The organism is Deefgea piscis (assembly GCF_013284055.1).
Classification (GTDB): domain Bacteria; phylum Pseudomonadota; class Gammaproteobacteria; order Burkholderiales; family Chitinibacteraceae; genus Deefgea; species Deefgea piscis.
The window spans coordinates 459,031-476,166 of sequence record NZ_CP054143.1; the positions used below are offsets into that span (position 1 = coordinate 459,031).

A 17,136-nucleotide genomic window follows, 5' to 3' on the forward strand; every position below is an offset into this window, starting at 1 on the left:
GCTCCTATGCAGCCATCTGCGTTAAATATGGCGTTGTAATTTGTTGGGCCATTTGTACTAAAATAGCGATATCTAAAATAAATGCAACATGCCCATCGCCCATAATGGTTGCACCAGCCACACCGGCAACTCGGCGGTAATTTGTTTCCAAATTTTTAACCACGACTTGATGTTGACCTAATAAATCATCAACAAATAAAGCTATTTTTTGTCCTTCCGCTTCTAAAATAATCGCAATACCATCTTCAAATGATTTCACTTCGGTTGGTAAATTAAATACTTCATATAAAGCGACTAGCGGCAAATACTCACCACGAACATTAATAACGCTGCCACGACCAGCCATACTTTTAATATCGACCATTCTTGGCTGTAAAGACTCAACAATAAATGTCAGTGGAATAATATACAGCTCAGAAGAAACAGAAATCGACATGCCATCTAAAATGGCTAACGTTAATGGCAAACGCACACTCATTGTTGAGCCAATTCCCGTCATCGATTGAATTTCAATTCTGCCACCCATAGATTGGATATTTTTTCGTACCACATCCATACCAACGCCACGCCCAGAAACATCAGTCACTTGTTCAGCGGTAGAAAATCCAGCTTCAAAAATGAGCATCCATACTTCAGAGTCGGGCATATTGTCATTAACATTAAATCCACGTTCTCTAGCTTTAGATAAGATTCGCTCTCGATTCAGGCCAGCACCATCATCACTCACTTCAATAACAATATTTCCGCCCTGATGAAATGCTTTAAGCGTCAAATTCCCTTGCGCTGGTTTCCCTTTAGCCAAACGAACTTCTGGTGTTTCTAAGCCGTGATCTAAGCTATTTCGCACTAAATGCGTCATTGGATCGGATAGTTTTTCAATAAATCCTTTATCTAATTCCGTATTCTCACCAATCATACGTAGCTCAACTTGTTTATTGAGCTTACTGGCTAAATCTCGAACTAAGCGTGGATAACGATTAAAGACAAACGAAATTGGCATCATGCGAATTGACATGACTGACTCTTGTAATTCCCGGGTATTACGTTCGAGTTGAGCGACACCGGAAAGTAATTTTTCATGGACAACGGGATCTAGCAATAATGCATTTTGTGCCAGCATGGATTGAGTGATGACCAATTCGCCGACCAAATTTAAAAGTTGATCTACTTTTTCAACACTCACGCGAATTGAAGAATCTGATTTATCACTGACCGTTGCTTTTTCTGCGCCCTTCTCCATTACAGTACGATCACTACTGCGACGATTTAACGGCTCATGAATGACCGGCGCTTCTATTGGGGTGGGCTCAGGCACAATGGCCGCAACGGCAGTAAAAAAGCCAAATCCTTCTCCGTCTTCCAAGAGAACAGTGGGTTCTGGCGTTGTTTCTGATGTAAAGAATCCATAACCTTCATTTACAGCAGGCTCACTCGCAGCAGCATCTTCAAAAAAACCGTAAGCACCATCTTGGCTATTACTTGTATCAGCAACTTTTTCAATTTCTTTATTAATTTTATTTTTCCCGTTTTGTATACAAATACGCTCGGGTGAAATTAAAAAAGTAATTGACTCCAGTATATTTTCAGCTGATTGTTCTGTTGCCACATTCAAGCGCCATGGATGCTCATCATCACCATGCTCAATATTGGAGACCTCACCATACCGAGCTAGGCCAGCAATTAAATTGTTGATGTCAAAAATTTCACCAGCGGCGATTTCAATAGACATGCCTTTTAAGGCCATCGCGGGTTTGTCTTCATTGGAAAAACTGGCTAATTCATGCGTAATTTGCTCAATGGCTATTTCATCGGCTTCGCCCTGTCCTCGATGGGCGGCGAGCATATCCTGCAATACGTCACCGGCGCGCAAAAATGCATCAACCATTTCAGGACGTAGCTGCGTTTCTTGTTTACGAATCCGGTCTAACAGATTTTCAAGAATATGAGTGACTTCGGTTAAGTCGTTAAATCCAAAAGTAGCGGCGCCACCTTTAATGGAATGCGCTGCACGAAAAATGGCATTTAAGGCTTCGGGGTCCGGATTTTCTACGTCAAGCTTTAGCAGTAATGCTTCAAGGCTGGCCAAATGCTCGGCAGCCTCATCAAAAAAAACCGCAATAAACTGGCTCATATCTATGGTCATTGCTTACTCCTGAATACTGATGAACTAACCAATGACTTTACGGACCACTTCAAGTAATTTCTGTGGGTCAAACGGCTTGACCAACCAACCCGTCGCACCAACCGCACGCCCACTTTGCTTCATGGCGTCGCTTGATTCGGTGGTTAACATCAGAATGGGGGTCGATTTATATTGAGGTAATGCACGAACAGTACGGATTAAAGTTAAACCATCCATGCCCGGCATATTTTGATCAGTTAAAATTAGGTCAACCTGCTGATTTTTCGCTTGGGCCACACCGGCATTCCCATCAGCGGCTTCAACCACCTCATAGCCGGCACTTTTTAAAGTAAAGGCGACCATTTGCCGTATCGACGTTGAATCATCCACAGTCAAAACTTTTTTAGCCATCTTGTTTTCCCTTAACTTTTAAAGAATGCAGAGCGATTAAAATAAATCTACTGAACCACTATTCATATTTTGTTGGGCGACAGGGTTACGTTGCAACGCAGCACTCAGCTGCATAGCCTGAGCATAAAGTGCCGATTTAATTTCAACTCCCCCTGCTGAGTCTGAATTTAATATAGACAAATCACTGTCAATTGCAGAAAGTTTTTGCAAAATATCCTGCACCTCATGGACCCGGCTTTGCACATGCAGCAGTAGCTGTTGCGTTAAATCTTGAAATTGTAAAGAACAGACAGCCTGGTCAATTTGTTGCTCAACTTGCTGTGCAACAAGGCCAAGGCGTTGTACGGTATCTTCAACGGTTTGATTCAAATTTTGAATTTCGACTAAGGTATGCTCGACTTGAAGTTTGGACTCTAATGAAAAATTCATATCTTGCGAGGCCAGCTTAAATATTGCGTTTTCAGCACCAGAAACAGAAGCATGAATATGCTGCACATTGTCTCTAATTTGCGAGCTAAATTGATTTGTGCGCATCGAAAGGGTTCGTACTTCATCTGCAACCACTGCAAACCCTCGCCCTGACTCCCCTGCTCGCGCGGCCTCTATTGCGGCATTCAATGCCAGAAGATTGGTTTGCTTTGCGATCCCTTCGATCTCACCAAGAACGGATAAAACACTGCTAACTTGTGTACCAATTTGCTCCATCTGATCGACCAAACTCATTGCAGCACTCGAGTTATGCACCACGCTATCAACAAATCGGGAAAGAATTTCGGAGGTTTCTAAGACGAATTTCTGAAAATTAAGCCCACTATGGTCGGCCTCAGCTTGCAGCAGCCGCGCAACCATATCACGCTGTAATCGAGACTTTTCCACCATTGAAGTAAATCCAGCCAATAAATTAGGTATTGCATCGCTATAGATGGCAATGACCTGCTGTATTTCTTCTTCGGCCAAGATCAGTTGTTCATGACTTGCCAAATGAATTTGCTGTTGATCAGTACATTGAGGTGCATCGTGACGCACGTCAGCACTTGGCTTCAAGCCAAGCTTTTGATTTAAAAACAGAGATAATGCATACAAACTGGAAGGAAAAATGACGGCCATCAGCAGTGCAAACCACTGAACATCTAGCTCTAAATAAAGCAAGCAGAGAGGAAATCCGCAGGCAAAAAGAAGTGGCCAAAATAATTGACGATGTGACATGCGTATCCATAATTCAAATGAATCAAGAAAAAAAACCAAGACCAATCTGATTATTTATAGACACAACAAAATGTAAAAGACAGAATTTTGAAATTAACGCGTAATTAAATAGCGTTAAATCTCTTGAGGAGCGTAATAAACCTCGACTTCATTCCCAATACCAACATAATTAACACGTAATGCAAGTGCTTTAACCAATGAAATTCCACGCCCAAAAGTAAACTCAGGAACCGCATCAATGACCTCGCCACCTTGTAAGGAACGAGACCAATCAAATCCTTCGCCACTATCTTTCACTCGAATGCGTAAAATTTCATGCCCTCGCAGTAATACCCCCATCAAATCAATTTCTATTCGGCCTTCTTCAAGTTCTGCTAAACGCCGCACCCGCTCTGTTAAATAATTTTCCATACCATCGGGATTCATTTTCATTCGAGAATCCATACCAAGTAGACCATGATCAACGGCATTAACAAACAGTTCGGTCAATATTAGAAAAACATCTGATTGCGAGCTAGCCAAGGACTTTATTTCTTTAACAAACGTCATCATAAATGGAATCGTATTTACATAGCGCAGCTCTTCAGCAGTTAAAACCAAATTGTAACGCCAAGTACTTTGATTTCCTGTTGCAAAATCAGCCGTTAATAACTGGCTAATATCTTCAGACGAATGATGATTAACTTTTAAATCACGATTTGGATTGGCACCAAAGCTAGCTAAAACTAAAGAAACATCATCATGATGCTTTTCTTGCTGCAAGAAATTGAGAAAGGTTTCTTGGAAATATTCAATCGGTTTTAAATTCGATTTTTCTTTCAATAACTGCAGCAAACGCTCCGTGCCAAACTCCTCACCTTGTTGATTTCTAGCCTCAATCAAACCATCCGAACACGCGACAACATAGCCAGTACCATTCGAGTAGAATCTTTCCGGAGAAAAATCCATAGAATGGGAAGGAATGATGCCTAATGGTAAGTTTTTAGAACGGCACTCAGAAACCACATCACCTTGTTCATTGACTAGATAAACCATAGGCATGCCGCCGTTCCAGACCTCGATACATCCGGTGGTTTCATCAATAGAGATCAAAGTAACGCAGACAAAACGCCCAACAGGTAAAACCTGCCGAACTTTGTCGTTCATTTCTAATAAAATATCGCTGATCGCATAACCTTTTTCAGTCATGCTATAAAATGGCTGGGTAAGTGGCAGTACATTCAATGCGGCAGTTAAGCCATGACCAATCCCATCGGCAAGCATGACATGCAATGCTTGCCCCGGGGTACGCGCAGAGGCGATTAAGTCTCCTGACAAACTTTCGGCAGGTGATAGCAAATACTGCAATTGAGGATCTGACAGTCGTTCCGAATTGACTAACTGCTCCATCAAATGCCGCACAACGCGTTTTTCTTCTTCAGCATTCTCATAGTAGTCAGCAAGCCGCTCGGACTGCTCTCTGACCTTTCTATTGAGCTCTAAAGTACGTCCAAAAGCTTTTAACTTGGCTTCTAAAACTCGGAAATTGACTGGCTTATTGATATAGTCGTCCGCACCTCGCTCAATTGCATCAGCAAGCGCATTTTCCTCACCGATCCCCGTAACAAAAACAATAGGAACCCAGCGCTCTCCCGATTCTGCTTTAATAATAATCGCAGCTTCAGGGCCAGTCATGATCGGCATCATGACATCCATTAAAACTAAATCTGGTTGCTCCAAACGACACTGCTCAATCGCATCCACCCCATTTCTAGCTAATATCGCCTTATGACCCAAGGCTTCTACAAAGCGTGAAATGAGCAGCAAAATTGCTTCAGTATCATCTACAACCAAGATTTTCATGCAAATTACCTAATGGTGAAAATTTTACCAAAGCATGCAATTTCAAGAACCTGCTTCACGGTGTCACGGCAATTGACGAGCGCTAGACTTTTGCTGGCAGCCGATATTTTCTCTTTTAAAAGCAAAAGCATGCCAAGTGCAGAACTATCTAAATAATTGACATTTTGAAAATCAACGAGCACCTCTTTTATTTCTGCATTTGCAATCAAAGACTCGCAAACCTGCCGAAACTCTCTATGCGCACTGAAATCAAACTGCCCCGATAAAATGACGCGGCCAACGTTACCCTCAATCTGCACGGTAGGTGTCATACGTAATTAACCTTATAACTTGTAGTAAATATATTCACAGTAAACCCGAGAATTTATCAGGCAGATACAAGTGCCAATATAAATTCTCAACCACTTTCACACCTTAGTTGTAGCTGTCGTTAGTGGCAAGCGAATCTTAAAAGAACTACCAAAATCTAACTTAGATTCAACACTAATCCCGCCGCCGTAGGAAGATACTAAATTTCTCACAATTGCTAGACCTAGACCAGTACCATCTTTGCGTGTGGTAAAAAAGGGCTCAAACAGTCTAACGCAAGTCGCTTCCGACATACCGCAACCATAATCTTTAATTTCAATTTCTAATGTAGATTCATCCACAGACAGACAACAGAGCACTTGCTGCCCTGATACTGACGCTTGGAGTGCGTTTTCAAGTAAATTAGCGATAGCACCTGAAAACTCTCTAGCATTTACTTTGGCCCAAACGGGTCTATTCGAGCCGGTCAACAGCAGAGCTACATTTTTAGCATCAAATTGAGGCTGCACGTGCTGAATTGCATCCAGCAATACCCCCCCCACCTCTAAACGTTCAGTCAACTGCTGCTGTCCGCGTACAAAACGCAGCATATTTTGAATCAGGACCTCTAAATGCCGGAGTCGCTCTAATGATTTTTGTGCAAATCGAATGCGATCTTCACCACTTAGCTCAGCCCGAACTAAGTGCCCACTATAAAGAAGTGCTGTTGCCAATGGTGTGCGCAGTTGATGCGCTAAGCCCGCTGCCATCTCTCCCATTTCAACCAAACGCTGATGTCGACTTAAGGCACGACGCATTTCTGTAGCGGTAGTCACATCATGTAATAAAACCAGTCGAACCCCTTCTTCAGGCACATCAACCTCCTCCAAAAGCAGGTGACGTGCATTATCTCCACTTTGGTACTCCAAAACGCCTGGCTCGTCAGTCGCCTGCATTTGCTCAGCTAAGACCTCTAACCAATTAAATCGATGATCAGTACGCCCTAATAGCTTTCTGGCCGCCGCATTTTGCGTCAATACATAACCACATTGATCTAATTCTAAAACCCCGGCAGGCAATCGATCTAACAGCAAACTGAGACGTCGCGACAATGCTGACTTCTCTTCAAACTCGCGTCGTAAATTACCATTTGCTACCTCTAGCTGCTCAGTAAGAGTGGTAACTTGATCTTGTAATTCCGCATAAGCGACTGATAGCTGTTCTGATGCAGCTGTAAATAAAGCAAATGCTTGCTCTAAATTTTTAGGATCAATGACTTCTTGGTTTAAACTCATTAAGTAACACTCTTGTCGTCAGCATAGTTATGCATTATAAAGATTTTAGATTACTAATTTGACTGCAAAAAAACAAATTGCGTAAGCAACTTGAAAAATAAGATTTTTTAAAATAAATTGGTTTTAAGGCTTTATATTTAGAGCTCTAGGCCGATAATGCTATATTCAATCACCCGTAGCCTTTGGGAGTAAAGTCGTGTCAGACCTTCTAAAAAATATCGACGCCCGTACGAAATTGGCAGGGACCAATAAATTAGAAATATTACTCTTCACTTTGGGCCTTGATCAAAGATCGGGCCGAAGAGAAACTTTTGGCATTAATGTCTTTAAAGTTAGAGAAGTAATGAGGACGCCAGAAATCACTCAGGCACCTGATATGCCATCCTCAGTCGAAGGCATGGTTAGCTTACGAGGAGTATTGGTTCCTGTTATTGATTTAGCAAAATACGCCGGTATAGCGACAGAAAGCAAACCTGAGATTATGGTTGTCTCAGAATACAATGGACATACACAAGGCTTTTTAGTGGAAGCTGTCGATACAATCTTACGCTTAGATTGGTCTGTCATGCGAGTTCCCCCTGATATGCTCACCATGCAAATGGGGGGACTAGTCACGGCGGTAACAGAATTAGAGAGCGGAAAGCTGGTCATGATGCTCGATGTTGAAAAAGTGCTGGCTGAGACGACCCAAAAAAGCAACATCATAGATACTGCAGCAGTCATTTGTGACTCAAGCATCAGTCATAAAACCGTATTTTTTGCTGATGACTCCTTAGTAGCTCGTAGCCAAATCGAACAAACTTTAGATGCAATGAATGTACATCATATGCACGCAATAAATGGTAAACGTGCATGGGAAGATTTACTTAAGCTAGCCAAGTCTGCTGAAGTGCAAGGAAAAATGGTTAAAGATTTGTTGCACTTAGTATTAACCGACGTTGAAATGCCAGAAATGGACGGCTACATGCTCACCAAGCAAATTAAAAGTGATCCTCGTTTTGCAGGTATCCCAGTTTTGATGCACTCATCGCTATCAGGACTTTCAAATCAAAAGCTAGGGCAATCTGTTGGGGTTGATGGTTATGTAGCGAAATTTGAGCCCCATAAACTATCAGAAAGTATCACAAATTTTTTGCGTCGCGAATAATCGCAAAAACACCAGGCTGAGGTGACTTATGAGCAAACCACAACAAACTAACTTACTTGATACCGTCGATGCTCGCACAAAGCTTGCCGGATCTAACAAAATGGAAATTTTGCTTTTTTCCTTAGGTACACGAGAAATTTTTGGAATTAATGTATTTAAGGTGCGTGAAGTTTCGCAAACGCCCAAAATAACTAAAACGCCAAATATGCCGCATGGTGTTGAAGGTGTTCTTTCTTTGCGCGGGAACATTATCCCAGTCATTTCATTGGCTCGATTTATTGCAACGCATGAGGAACCTGTCGGTGATACATCAAGCACGATGATTGTGACTGAGTTTTCAAAGCATACTCAGGCATTTTTGGTTCACGATGTTGATCGTATTATTCGAGTTGACTGGGATAAAGTACGTGCACCGGAAACAATGCTAGCTGGAAATCAAGCATTGATAACTGCTATTACTGAATTACCTGATGGTAAATTAGTTTCCATTCTCGATGTTGAACAAATTTTAGCAACCGTGATTGGCGAACCATTAATTCCAGAGCTACCGCCAACACAAATCAATCCAGATACATTTATGTTTTTTGTTGATGACTCAATGGTTGCTCGAAAAGAAATTATTGGTGTGCTCGATAAAATAGGTATTAAGTATCATCAAGCCAATAATGGTAAAGAAGCGTGGGATAAACTACAGAATTTAGCGAATAGAGCAACTCATGATAGCGAAAACTTGCGAGACAAACTAAAATTAATATTAGTAGATGCTGAAATGCCTGAAATGGATGGGTATGTACTGACTAAATATATAAAATCAGACCATCGTTTTAAAGGAATTCCAGTAGTAATGCACTCTTCTCTCTCATCTAATGCAAATCGTGCAATGGGTGCAAGCGTAGGTGTCGATGCTTATGTTGCTAAATTTGATGCGCTCATTTTAGCCGATACTCTTTCCCCGATGTTGAGCAGCCAAGGCTAAGTCAACGTCTTCGTAACAAAATAATTATATGCGTATATCAATTGCGATAACGCAGCTGGAGTGAAGTTATGGCAGATCAGAACATGCGTTTTCTCGTGGTAGATGATTTTTCTACCATGCGTCGCATCGTCCGAAATCTTCTAAAGGAGCTTGGATTTACCAATGTGGATGAAGCAGAAGATGGGCAAGTTGCATTACATAAATTAAAAAATGGCCAATTTGAGTTCGTCGTAACCGATTGGAACATGCCCAATATGACCGGTATTGAATTATTAAGAGCGATTCGAGCCGATGCCCAACTCAAACATCTACCAGTATTGATGGTGACAGCAGAAGCCAAAAAAGAAAATATTATCGAGGCAGCCACTGCTGGAGCAAGCGGTTATGTTGTGAAACCTTTTACAGCAGCCACACTGGATGAAAAGCTGAAGAAAATTTTTGTCAACATGGCAAAATAATTTTTCACAATACATGATAACAATCAGTAGGAGGCACTGTGAGCGATAATGCACTAAATAATGGGGACTCCCCAGACCTTGAGGCACTTTTTGATAGTATTTTGGAATCAAGCCAAGCAGAAATTTCCTCGCCAGTAGCCTCGGTAGACTCCGCCAACAGCCAAGAAGACTCACAGTCATTGATGGCGGAACCTGCCAAATCAATGTTTTCACATATTGGTCAAATTACACGCAAACTACATGACACCTTGCGTGAACTTGGCTTAGATAAGTCATTGGAATCCGCTGCAGCATCAATTCCTGATGCTAGAGACCGACTGTCCTATGTCGCGACAATGACTGAACAAGCTGCTGAACGTACTCTGAATGCACTAGATATTGCCAAGCCACTACAAGATAACATCACAGAAAGTTCGAAAAAACTGTCTCAACAATGGGATCGATTTTTCAATAAAGAACTTAGTATTGATGAATTTAAGTCATTAGTTGAAAACACGAGAACACACTTATCAAATACAGCAAAACAATCAGACGAAGTTAGTACACAGATGCTTGAAATCATGATGGCACAAGACTTCCAAGATTTAACTGGCCAAGTAATCAAACGTGTTTTGACTATGGCAAAAGATATGGAAAGTCATTTGCTTGATTTTCTGCTGATGTTTAATCCGCAAGGAACAAATAAAGCAGATGAAAATAGCCTATTAAATGGCCCTGTTATCACAACAGAAGGAAGAACCGATATTGTTACTAACCAAGAACAGGTTGATGACCTCTTGGAAAGTCTCGGTTTCTAAGTCTTATTACCGCGCATAAGGGGTATATCATGAGTGTTTTCGGCGGAATGGAAGACCTATTACAGGACTTCTTAACTGAGTCTTCAGAGTTGTTATCTGAAGTCGATAATAAGTTAGTTGAGCTAGAAAAACGCCCAGATGATAAAGCGTTACTCAATGATATTTTTCGCGGTTTCCATACAATTAAAGGCGGGGCTGGCTTTTTAAATGTCGACTCCATGGTGAGTCTTTGCCACAGAACAGAAAATCTCTTTGATAAACTCCGTAATGCAGAACTCACGCTAAATCCAGAAATTATGGACGAAATTTTAGCCGCAACGGGTGTCGTTCGTGAAATGTTTGGCGAGATGTCCCAGGGCCGTCAACCTGCACCTGCAGATCCTGCGCTACTGAAAGCTTTAGACGATGTGCTAGAAGGCAAAAGTAGTAATGCTTCTACTGTGTTAGAAAGCCCAGCAGCACCTTCAGTTTTAGTCTCCACAGAAAGTAAACCAGAGCATGACTGGAAAAATTTGTACGATGTCTTACTGGATGAAAAAGAGGTAACAACTCAAGTGACTAGTGAGCCATTATCAAGCGATATTGAAGTAATCAGCGCAGAACATAGCGAAGTCTTGGCCCCAAGCGCTGCAATATTAGAGCCAATGCAGAGCTTAAAACCTGCGGCTGCGACAACCAATGCTCGACCTCAAGCCAATACACAACAACTTGCCACTCAAGAAACCACCATCCGAATCGATACAGTTCGCTTGGATCAAGTTTTAAATTTATCGGGTGAAATTGGCCTTACAAAAAATAGGCTAACCACTTTGCGTGCAGACATTATGTCTGGAAAAATGGATAGCATTACGCTCAAAGCGCTTGATGAAGCAATTGGTCAGCTCGACTTACTCGTTGGTGATTTACAAAATGCCGTAATGAAAACACGGATGCAGCCAATCGGGCGTTTATTCCAAAAATACCCACGCTTGGCTCGTGACTTGGCTCGCCAAATGGGGAAAGACGTTGAACTCGTGATTTCAGGTGAAGAAACTGAGCTCGACAAAACGATGCTTGAAGATCTTAATGATCCATTAGTGCATTTGGTGCGTAATGCCGTTGATCATGGCGTCGAAACCACTGAAGAGCGTATTGCTAGCGGTAAACCCGCCAAAGCCGTTGTTGAACTAACGGCAACTCAAGTGGGCGATCATATTCGAATTGAAATTATTGATGATGGGCGAGGCATGCGCCCAGATGTAATTCGTCGCAAAGCCATTGAAAAAGGTTTAATTGACATCGAAACGGCAAATAGCCTGGACGACAAGCAAAGTTTACAACTTATTTTTCTTCCTGGTTTTTCGACTAAAGATCAAATTTCAAGTGTCTCAGGTCGTGGCGTTGGAATGGATGTCGTAAAAACGAACATTCAAAAGCTCAATGGGCGAGTTGATATTCAATCCGCAGTTGGTGAGGGATCTCGCTTCACTATTTCGCTGCCATTAACCCTTGCAATCTTACCGGTACTCGTTGTCAAAGTATGCGACCAGCCATTTGCAGTTCCACTCGCAATGGTTAGAGAGATCATTACCATTCGTCAAGAACATGTACAAGAAGTATCAGGAAGAGCAACGATCGTCGTTCGTGACGAAATTTTATCAGTGCGCTCTTTAGCTAATTTAATTGGCTGGCAAGAAGTTCAACTACCGCAGTTTGGCGTATTAATGCAATCAGCGGAGCATTCGTTTATTCTGGCTGTAGACAGTTTCATTGGCAGGGATGACGTAGTCATTAAGCCGCTACAAAATATCCGTCCTAAAGGTGTCGCAGGAGCAACCTTATCGGGGGATGGATCAATCGTGTTGGTTCTTGATATGGAAGACTTACTGGCATCTGATACAGCAGAAACTTCAGCAATAAAAACCTCTCGTTTTATCGAGCAATTTGTTTAATTTAATAAAAATTGACATAAAACTATTCCAACGAACTAGGAGCATGGCATTTAGCCTGTTACCAGAATATGACGCAAGAACATGCATTTATTGGACGTCAACCCATACTGAATCGTCAGCAACAAATTATTGGCTATGAACTATTATTTCGCTTAAATCAAGAGGCAGTCTCCGCTGAGTTTTCAAGTGACATGCATGCAGGCACAAACGTATTGGTAAATACAATATCCAATATGGGCACAGATTGGCTAGTTGGTAATAAACTAGCATTTATTAACGTCGCAGAATCAATGCTCGAAAGTAACTTTTTAGAGTTATTACAGCCTCAACGCGTAATTTTAGAAATTGTTGAAACCACACAACCCACTGAAGATTTATTAAATCGTTTGCGAGATCTGCGTGCACAAGGTTTTGGCATAGCATTAGATGACTTTGTTCTGACACCTCAAACAGCATCCATGATTGAGTTTGCTAATTATATTAAATTAGATATTCAACAGTTAGGCATGTCACAAGTTCCTACTTTATCAAAGGAATTACGTCGTTTTCCATTACTTCAGGTAGCTGAAAAAGTTGAAACTAAAGACGAATTCACGAAGTGTTTTGATATAGGAATGGATTGTTTTCAAGGTTATTATTTTGCACATCCAGAAACTCTATCTGCAAAAGTAATTAACCCAGGTTACGCAAATATTTTACAACTTTTAAATATGTTACGTAACAATGCAGAAATTAGAGATATCGAAAACGCACTTAAAAGAGATGTTGCTCTTTCATTCAAACTTCTTCGTTATATAAATTCGGCAGGCTTTGGACTTTCTTGCGAGATTCAATCATTTCGCCACGCTGTAACTATATTAGGATATCAAAAACTATACCGCTGGCTTACGCTATTACTCGTTACAGCCGGCGCGGACACAGGTACGCCTCCTGCTCTATTAAAAACGGCAGTTACGCGCGGTCGATTAGTCGAACTATTAGGTTCACATCTACTTGATGGGCAGGATAAAGATAATTTATTTATCGTTGGTATGTTTTCATTACTGGATGTCTTACTAGATATGCCAATGGACAAAATTTTAGAAACCTTAATTTTGCCTGAAACTGTAACTGATGCATTAATGGAACATACAGGAATTTACGGTCCATTCCTTGAGCTAGCTGAGGCCTGTGAAGATCCAGAAATGGCTGAAGTTCCAAGACTATGTGAGCAATTACAAATAACACCAGAAATGCTTAACCGATCTCATGTACAAGCCCTAAATTGGGTGGAAGAGCTTGGTGTTTAATTTTAAATTAATCCAATAAACATTTAATAATTCGATGCTCGCTTATCATAATAGTTAAGCGAGCATTTTTTATTAAAAGTATGATTTATTTAGCATACAAAATTAGAAATTAAACTATTATCGCCTTGTGATTTCATGGAAAAATCGTCATAAAAAGATAAACAGCAAAAATCATTAAATGAACTAACCCTTGCAAAACAGTAGTTCTGCCATTACCTAATGACAAAGTTGAAACAATCAATGTCAACACCAACAGGACTGTTGATTTAGCATCAATACCAAGCATTAAAGGCCAACCATTCAGAACAGATACAATTGCAACTGCAGGTATCGATAAACCAATACTCGCCAATGCAGAACCCAATGCTAAATTTAGACTGGTTTGTAATCGATTAGATTTTGCAGCACGTAATGCCGCTAAACCTTCAGGCATTAACACAATTGCTGCGATAATGACGCCAACTAGTGCTGCTGGAGCACCAATACTAGCGACACCAGCTTCAATCATTGGAGAAATTGATTTTGCTAATAAAACAACCGCGATTAAGCCAATTATCAATAAAACAGAGCTAATGATCGCAACTTTAGTTGTTGGTGGTACAGCATGAATGTCTTCATCACTCACACCTTGTTGTGGTAAAAAATAATCTCGATGGCGAACCGTTTGCACAAAAAGAAAAGTCCCATATAAAACTAAAGAAACTAATGCGACGAATGCTAATTGGTTTGAACTATAAATTGGTCCGGCAACAGTAGTTGTATAGTTTGGTAAAATTAAAGTTAATACTACAATGGCTGCTAAAGTTGATAATGAAGCATTAACACCCAACATGCCAAACCGCTGTTCACCAAAGCGATTCCCTCCAACCAATAAACATAATCCAACAATACCATTAAGAATAATCATTACTGTAGCAAAAATGGTATCCCGCGCCAATGCAGAAGCAGCCTCTCCACCAGTAAGCATTAGCGTTACGATTAACGCAACTTCAATTGCAGTAATTGCAGCAGCCAGAACTAAAGTTCCAAAAGGCTCACCGACGCGATGTGCAACGACCTCAGCATGATGTACTGCAGCTAATACACCAAACAACAGTCCAATCGATAATAAAATTAAATACCATTCACCAAAATCAAACAACTGGCCAAAAAGTAAGAAACACCCAATGAATGGTGTTGCGATAGTCCAAAATGGTAATTGTATTATCGATTTAATCATTTACTCAACCTTATAACATTAAAAATATAAATGCCAACCTCAACATTTAACAACAATCAAATAACTTAATTTCCACCACGTTTTTTTTGAAAGAAATAAACAATAGCGCCCATAACTAATCCAGCACAACCAAAGATAAAAATCTTCAAATTAAAACTAGATAATAAGTAAAGTGATGCCAAAATAGCTAAAATAGGTACACTCGGCCCTCCAGGAATAACAAACCCAACCGGTAAACTTTTATCATTCCTTAATTTAAGCACAGCTAATGCCGTTGGTACGTATTGAATAAAAGAAGCAAAAACAGCCAACGAAATTAAAAACAAATAATCACCACTCAAAAGCAAGACTGAGCATAGAACAAAAGTAATCATTAATGCATTAACGGGTCGATTATATTTATTTTTTCTACCTATAAACTCAGGCAGTAACTGATGCTGCAATGCAAGCGACGATGCAATTAATGGAACACTAAATGAAAAAGCTAAAATAACACCACCTATAGAAATCAGCATCCCAATAACAATCAAGTTATAACCCCAATTCCCGACCATTTTTGAAAATGCATCTGCAACAGGTAAAGAAGAAACAGACAAATCTGATCCTAAAACACTAATTGAAACAACTACCAATAGAAAATAAATAACACTACAGGTCATAATGACCGAAATTAAAGCCAACGGAATATTCTTCTGTGGATTTTCCATCCGTGCAGCGGCAATAGGCAAAAAAGAAAACCCTGTAAATGCATAAAATATAACACCAAGTGCAGCACCAACTGAAGTATAAAAAGAATCATTAGATACAACTTCAGGCAATATGAATGGCTGAAAATTACTAATATCCAAATAAAAGACACCAACAACAACAAATAAAAATATAACCATTAATTTAGAAACAGAGGACAAATTATTCAAAAACTTAGCCAAACTAACTCCGAAATAATTTACAACTACAAGGAAAACACAAATTAACAGCGCCGATAAATTATATAAATAATTATTTTTTAGAGACGGGAAAAAACCTGCTAAAGCTGTCAAAAAACCTGCTATTTCGGAAGAAAGTATAATAATTCCCAAAATCCATGCATAAAACCCAACCTCAAAACCAATAAAACGCCCAAATGCTCTATAGCTATAAATCCATGCGGCACCATTTTCAGTAAATTTACTGGCCAATTCGGCATAACATAATGCGATAACAAGCACTAGTAACGATGCAATTAATACAATCGCAATACTAGCAGCACCTATTTTTGCATATACTTGGTTAGGAAGTAAAAAAATACCTGAGCCTATAATTCCATTAATACCTAATAAAAAAATACTAACAAAGCCGATTTTATTATTAGCTACAGAATTTTTAGCCCTATTTAACTTTGAATCTACTGACATTGATCTACCTCAAAAAATTTGATCATCATGAGTTTAGTCTAGTCAAAATTTATGTGTTGTACACCACTTCGCAATTTACCCATATTTTTCTTTCTATTTACCAACATAGTATTACACTGATATAAATTTAATAACAGTAAAAAAACACTAATTTTTAAAACAGTTTTGAGCTTATCTATTGTCGACCTATATCGCTCATGCTCCATGAACGCGTCTTTTATTGAGAAATTGTGCCCTTAATAAATTTACTCACTTTTTCTATGAAGGTTGTGAATGAATTTATTACCGCTTAATGTTTCAAGAATTTAAAACAGAATATATTATGGAAGATGAGGAAGACTGGCTTCTGACGTGAGTAATATTGGTTTTGACTGGCGATTATTAAAAATAGCAAAGGCCATATTCATTTAGAGATGTACTTTAGAGTATGGATGAAAGAAATTCTACGTTCATCATCTCAAAGTTACATTAACCAAGGTATATTCCTCAGCAGTATATATTGCAAGGGCTAGGAAGAGATACAGTACATCGGTATCTACAATTTGTACTCCAGCACCGAAACGACGCGCAGCAAAAAGCCCGACTCTTTCGAATCGGGCTTCTCTATAGGGAAGTCTGGCAATGACCTACTTTCACACGGGCAATCCGCACTATCATCGGCGCTGAGGTGTTTCACTGTCCTGTTCGGGATGGGAAGGAGTGGGACCACCTCGCTATGGTCGCCAGACATTAAACTGTCTGGTGCAACTCTTTCGAGCTAC

At 40.2% G+C, this 17,136-nt stretch carries 14 protein-coding genes and 1 rRNA gene; 6 read left to right on the forward strand and 9 right to left on the reverse strand.

Translation table 11 applies throughout. The features are described 5' to 3' along the window. Positions 1–4: 4 nt before the first annotated feature. From HQN60_RS02255 to HQN60_RS02280, 6 genes are all read right to left on the reverse strand, one after another. Positions 5–2,143, reverse strand: a complete 2,139-nt coding sequence (locus tag HQN60_RS02255; RefSeq protein WP_173532162.1) for a chemotaxis protein CheW — start codon at positions 2,141–2,143, stop codon at positions 5–7. A gap of 24 nt (positions 2,144–2,167) precedes the next feature. Continuing rightward, the gene (locus tag HQN60_RS02260) at positions 2,168–2,533 is read right to left on the reverse strand and encodes a response regulator (protein ID WP_173532163.1); all 366 of its coding nucleotides are present in this window, start codon (positions 2,531–2,533) and stop codon (positions 2,168–2,170) included. 36 nt (positions 2,534–2,569) lie between these two features. Next, entirely contained in the window at positions 2,570–3,739 is a 1,170-nt protein-coding gene (locus tag HQN60_RS16345; protein ID WP_173532164.1) for a methyl-accepting chemotaxis protein, read from the reverse strand. A 114-nt stretch (positions 3,740–3,853) separates the two neighbouring features. Beyond that, positions 3,854–5,581, reverse strand: coding sequence for an ATP-binding SpoIIE family protein phosphatase (locus HQN60_RS02270; protein WP_173532165.1), 1,728 nt, complete (start codon positions 5,579–5,581; stop codon positions 3,854–3,856). A gap of 5 nt (positions 5,582–5,586) precedes the next feature. Further along, entirely contained in the window at positions 5,587–5,892 is a 306-nt protein-coding gene (locus HQN60_RS02275; RefSeq protein WP_173532166.1) for an STAS domain-containing protein, read from the reverse strand. Positions 5,893–5,988: 96 nt separating this feature from the next. Then, complete coding sequence (locus tag HQN60_RS02280; protein ID WP_173532167.1) at positions 5,989–7,164, reverse strand: sensor histidine kinase; 1,176 nt, start codon at positions 7,162–7,164, stop codon at positions 5,989–5,991. A gap of 196 nt (positions 7,165–7,360) precedes the next feature. On the opposite strand from HQN60_RS02280, the gene HQN60_RS02285 reads away from it, so the two are divergent. From HQN60_RS02285 to HQN60_RS02310, 6 genes are all read left to right on the forward strand, one after another. Further along, positions 7,361–8,311 (forward strand): chemotaxis protein, encoded by a 951-nt coding sequence (locus tag HQN60_RS02285; protein WP_173532168.1) that lies wholly within the window; start codon positions 7,361–7,363, stop codon positions 8,309–8,311. Positions 8,312–8,339: 28 nt separating this feature from the next. After that, positions 8,340–9,287, forward strand: a complete 948-nt coding sequence (locus tag HQN60_RS02290; RefSeq protein WP_173532169.1) for a chemotaxis protein — start codon at positions 8,340–8,342, stop codon at positions 9,285–9,287. Positions 9,288–9,355: 68 nt separating this feature from the next. After that, the gene (cheY, locus tag HQN60_RS02295) at positions 9,356–9,745 is read left to right on the forward strand and encodes a chemotaxis response regulator CheY (protein ID WP_173532170.1); all 390 of its coding nucleotides are present in this window, start codon (positions 9,356–9,358) and stop codon (positions 9,743–9,745) included. Positions 9,746–9,783: 38 nt separating this feature from the next. After that, on the forward strand, positions 9,784–10,542 hold the full coding sequence (cheZ, locus tag HQN60_RS02300) for a protein phosphatase CheZ (protein WP_173532171.1): 759 nt from the start codon (positions 9,784–9,786) through the stop codon (positions 10,540–10,542). Between the two features lie 29 nt (positions 10,543–10,571). Further along, positions 10,572–12,473, forward strand: a complete 1,902-nt coding sequence (locus HQN60_RS02305) for a chemotaxis protein CheA (RefSeq protein ID WP_173532172.1) — start codon at positions 10,572–10,574, stop codon at positions 12,471–12,473. Between the two features lie 68 nt (positions 12,474–12,541). Beyond that, entirely contained in the window at positions 12,542–13,762 is a 1,221-nt protein-coding gene (locus HQN60_RS02310) for an EAL and HDOD domain-containing protein (RefSeq protein ID WP_173532173.1), read from the forward strand. A gap of 133 nt (positions 13,763–13,895) precedes the next feature. Here HQN60_RS02310 and HQN60_RS02315 read toward each other — a convergent pair whose 3' ends face one another. From HQN60_RS02315 to rrf, 3 genes are all read right to left on the reverse strand, one after another. Then, positions 13,896–14,981, reverse strand: a complete 1,086-nt coding sequence (locus tag HQN60_RS02315) for a calcium:cation antiporter (protein WP_173532174.1) — start codon at positions 14,979–14,981, stop codon at positions 13,896–13,898. Positions 14,982–15,046: 65 nt separating this feature from the next. Further along, positions 15,047–16,375, reverse strand: coding sequence for an APC family permease (locus tag HQN60_RS02320; protein WP_173532175.1), 1,329 nt, complete (start codon positions 16,373–16,375; stop codon positions 15,047–15,049). A gap of 613 nt (positions 16,376–16,988) precedes the next feature. After that, a 5S ribosomal RNA gene (gene rrf, locus HQN60_RS02325) occupies positions 16,989–17,102 on the reverse strand. Between the last annotated feature and the right edge of the window lie 34 nt (positions 17,103–17,136).

Bases quoted from the DNA above. Each gene is read 5' to 3' on its own strand.
- HQN60_RS02255 (WP_173532162.1), bottom strand. From the start codon at position 2,143: ATGACCATAGATATGAGCCAGTTTATTGCGGTTTTTTTTGATGAGGCT.
- HQN60_RS02310 (WP_173532173.1), top strand. From the start codon at position 12,542: ATGACGCAAGAACATGCATTTATTGGACGTCAACCCATACTGAATCGT.
- HQN60_RS16345 (WP_173532164.1), bottom strand. From the start codon at position 3,739: ATGTCACATCGTCAATTATTTTGGCCACTTCTTTTTGCCTGCGGATTT.
- HQN60_RS02290 (WP_173532169.1), top strand. From the start codon at position 8,340: ATGAGCAAACCACAACAAACTAACTTACTTGATACCGTCGATGCTCGC.
- HQN60_RS02275 (WP_173532166.1), bottom strand. From the start codon at position 5,892: ATGACACCTACCGTGCAGATTGAGGGTAACGTTGGCCGCGTCATTTTA.
- cheY (WP_173532170.1), top strand. From the start codon at position 9,356: ATGGCAGATCAGAACATGCGTTTTCTCGTGGTAGATGATTTTTCTACC.
- HQN60_RS02305 (WP_173532172.1), top strand. From the start codon at position 10,572: ATGAGTGTTTTCGGCGGAATGGAAGACCTATTACAGGACTTCTTAACT.
- HQN60_RS02260 (WP_173532163.1), bottom strand. From the start codon at position 2,533: ATGGCTAAAAAAGTTTTGACTGTGGATGATTCAACGTCGATACGGCAA.
- HQN60_RS02270 (WP_173532165.1), bottom strand. From the start codon at position 5,581: ATGAAAATCTTGGTTGTAGATGATACTGAAGCAATTTTGCTGCTCATT.
- HQN60_RS02320 (WP_173532175.1), bottom strand. From the start codon at position 16,375: ATGTCAGTAGATTCAAAGTTAAATAGGGCTAAAAATTCTGTAGCTAAT.
- HQN60_RS02280 (WP_173532167.1), bottom strand. From the start codon at position 7,164: ATGAGTTTAAACCAAGAAGTCATTGATCCTAAAAATTTAGAGCAAGCA.
- HQN60_RS02315 (WP_173532174.1), bottom strand. From the start codon at position 14,981: ATGATTAAATCGATAATACAATTACCATTTTGGACTATCGCAACACCA.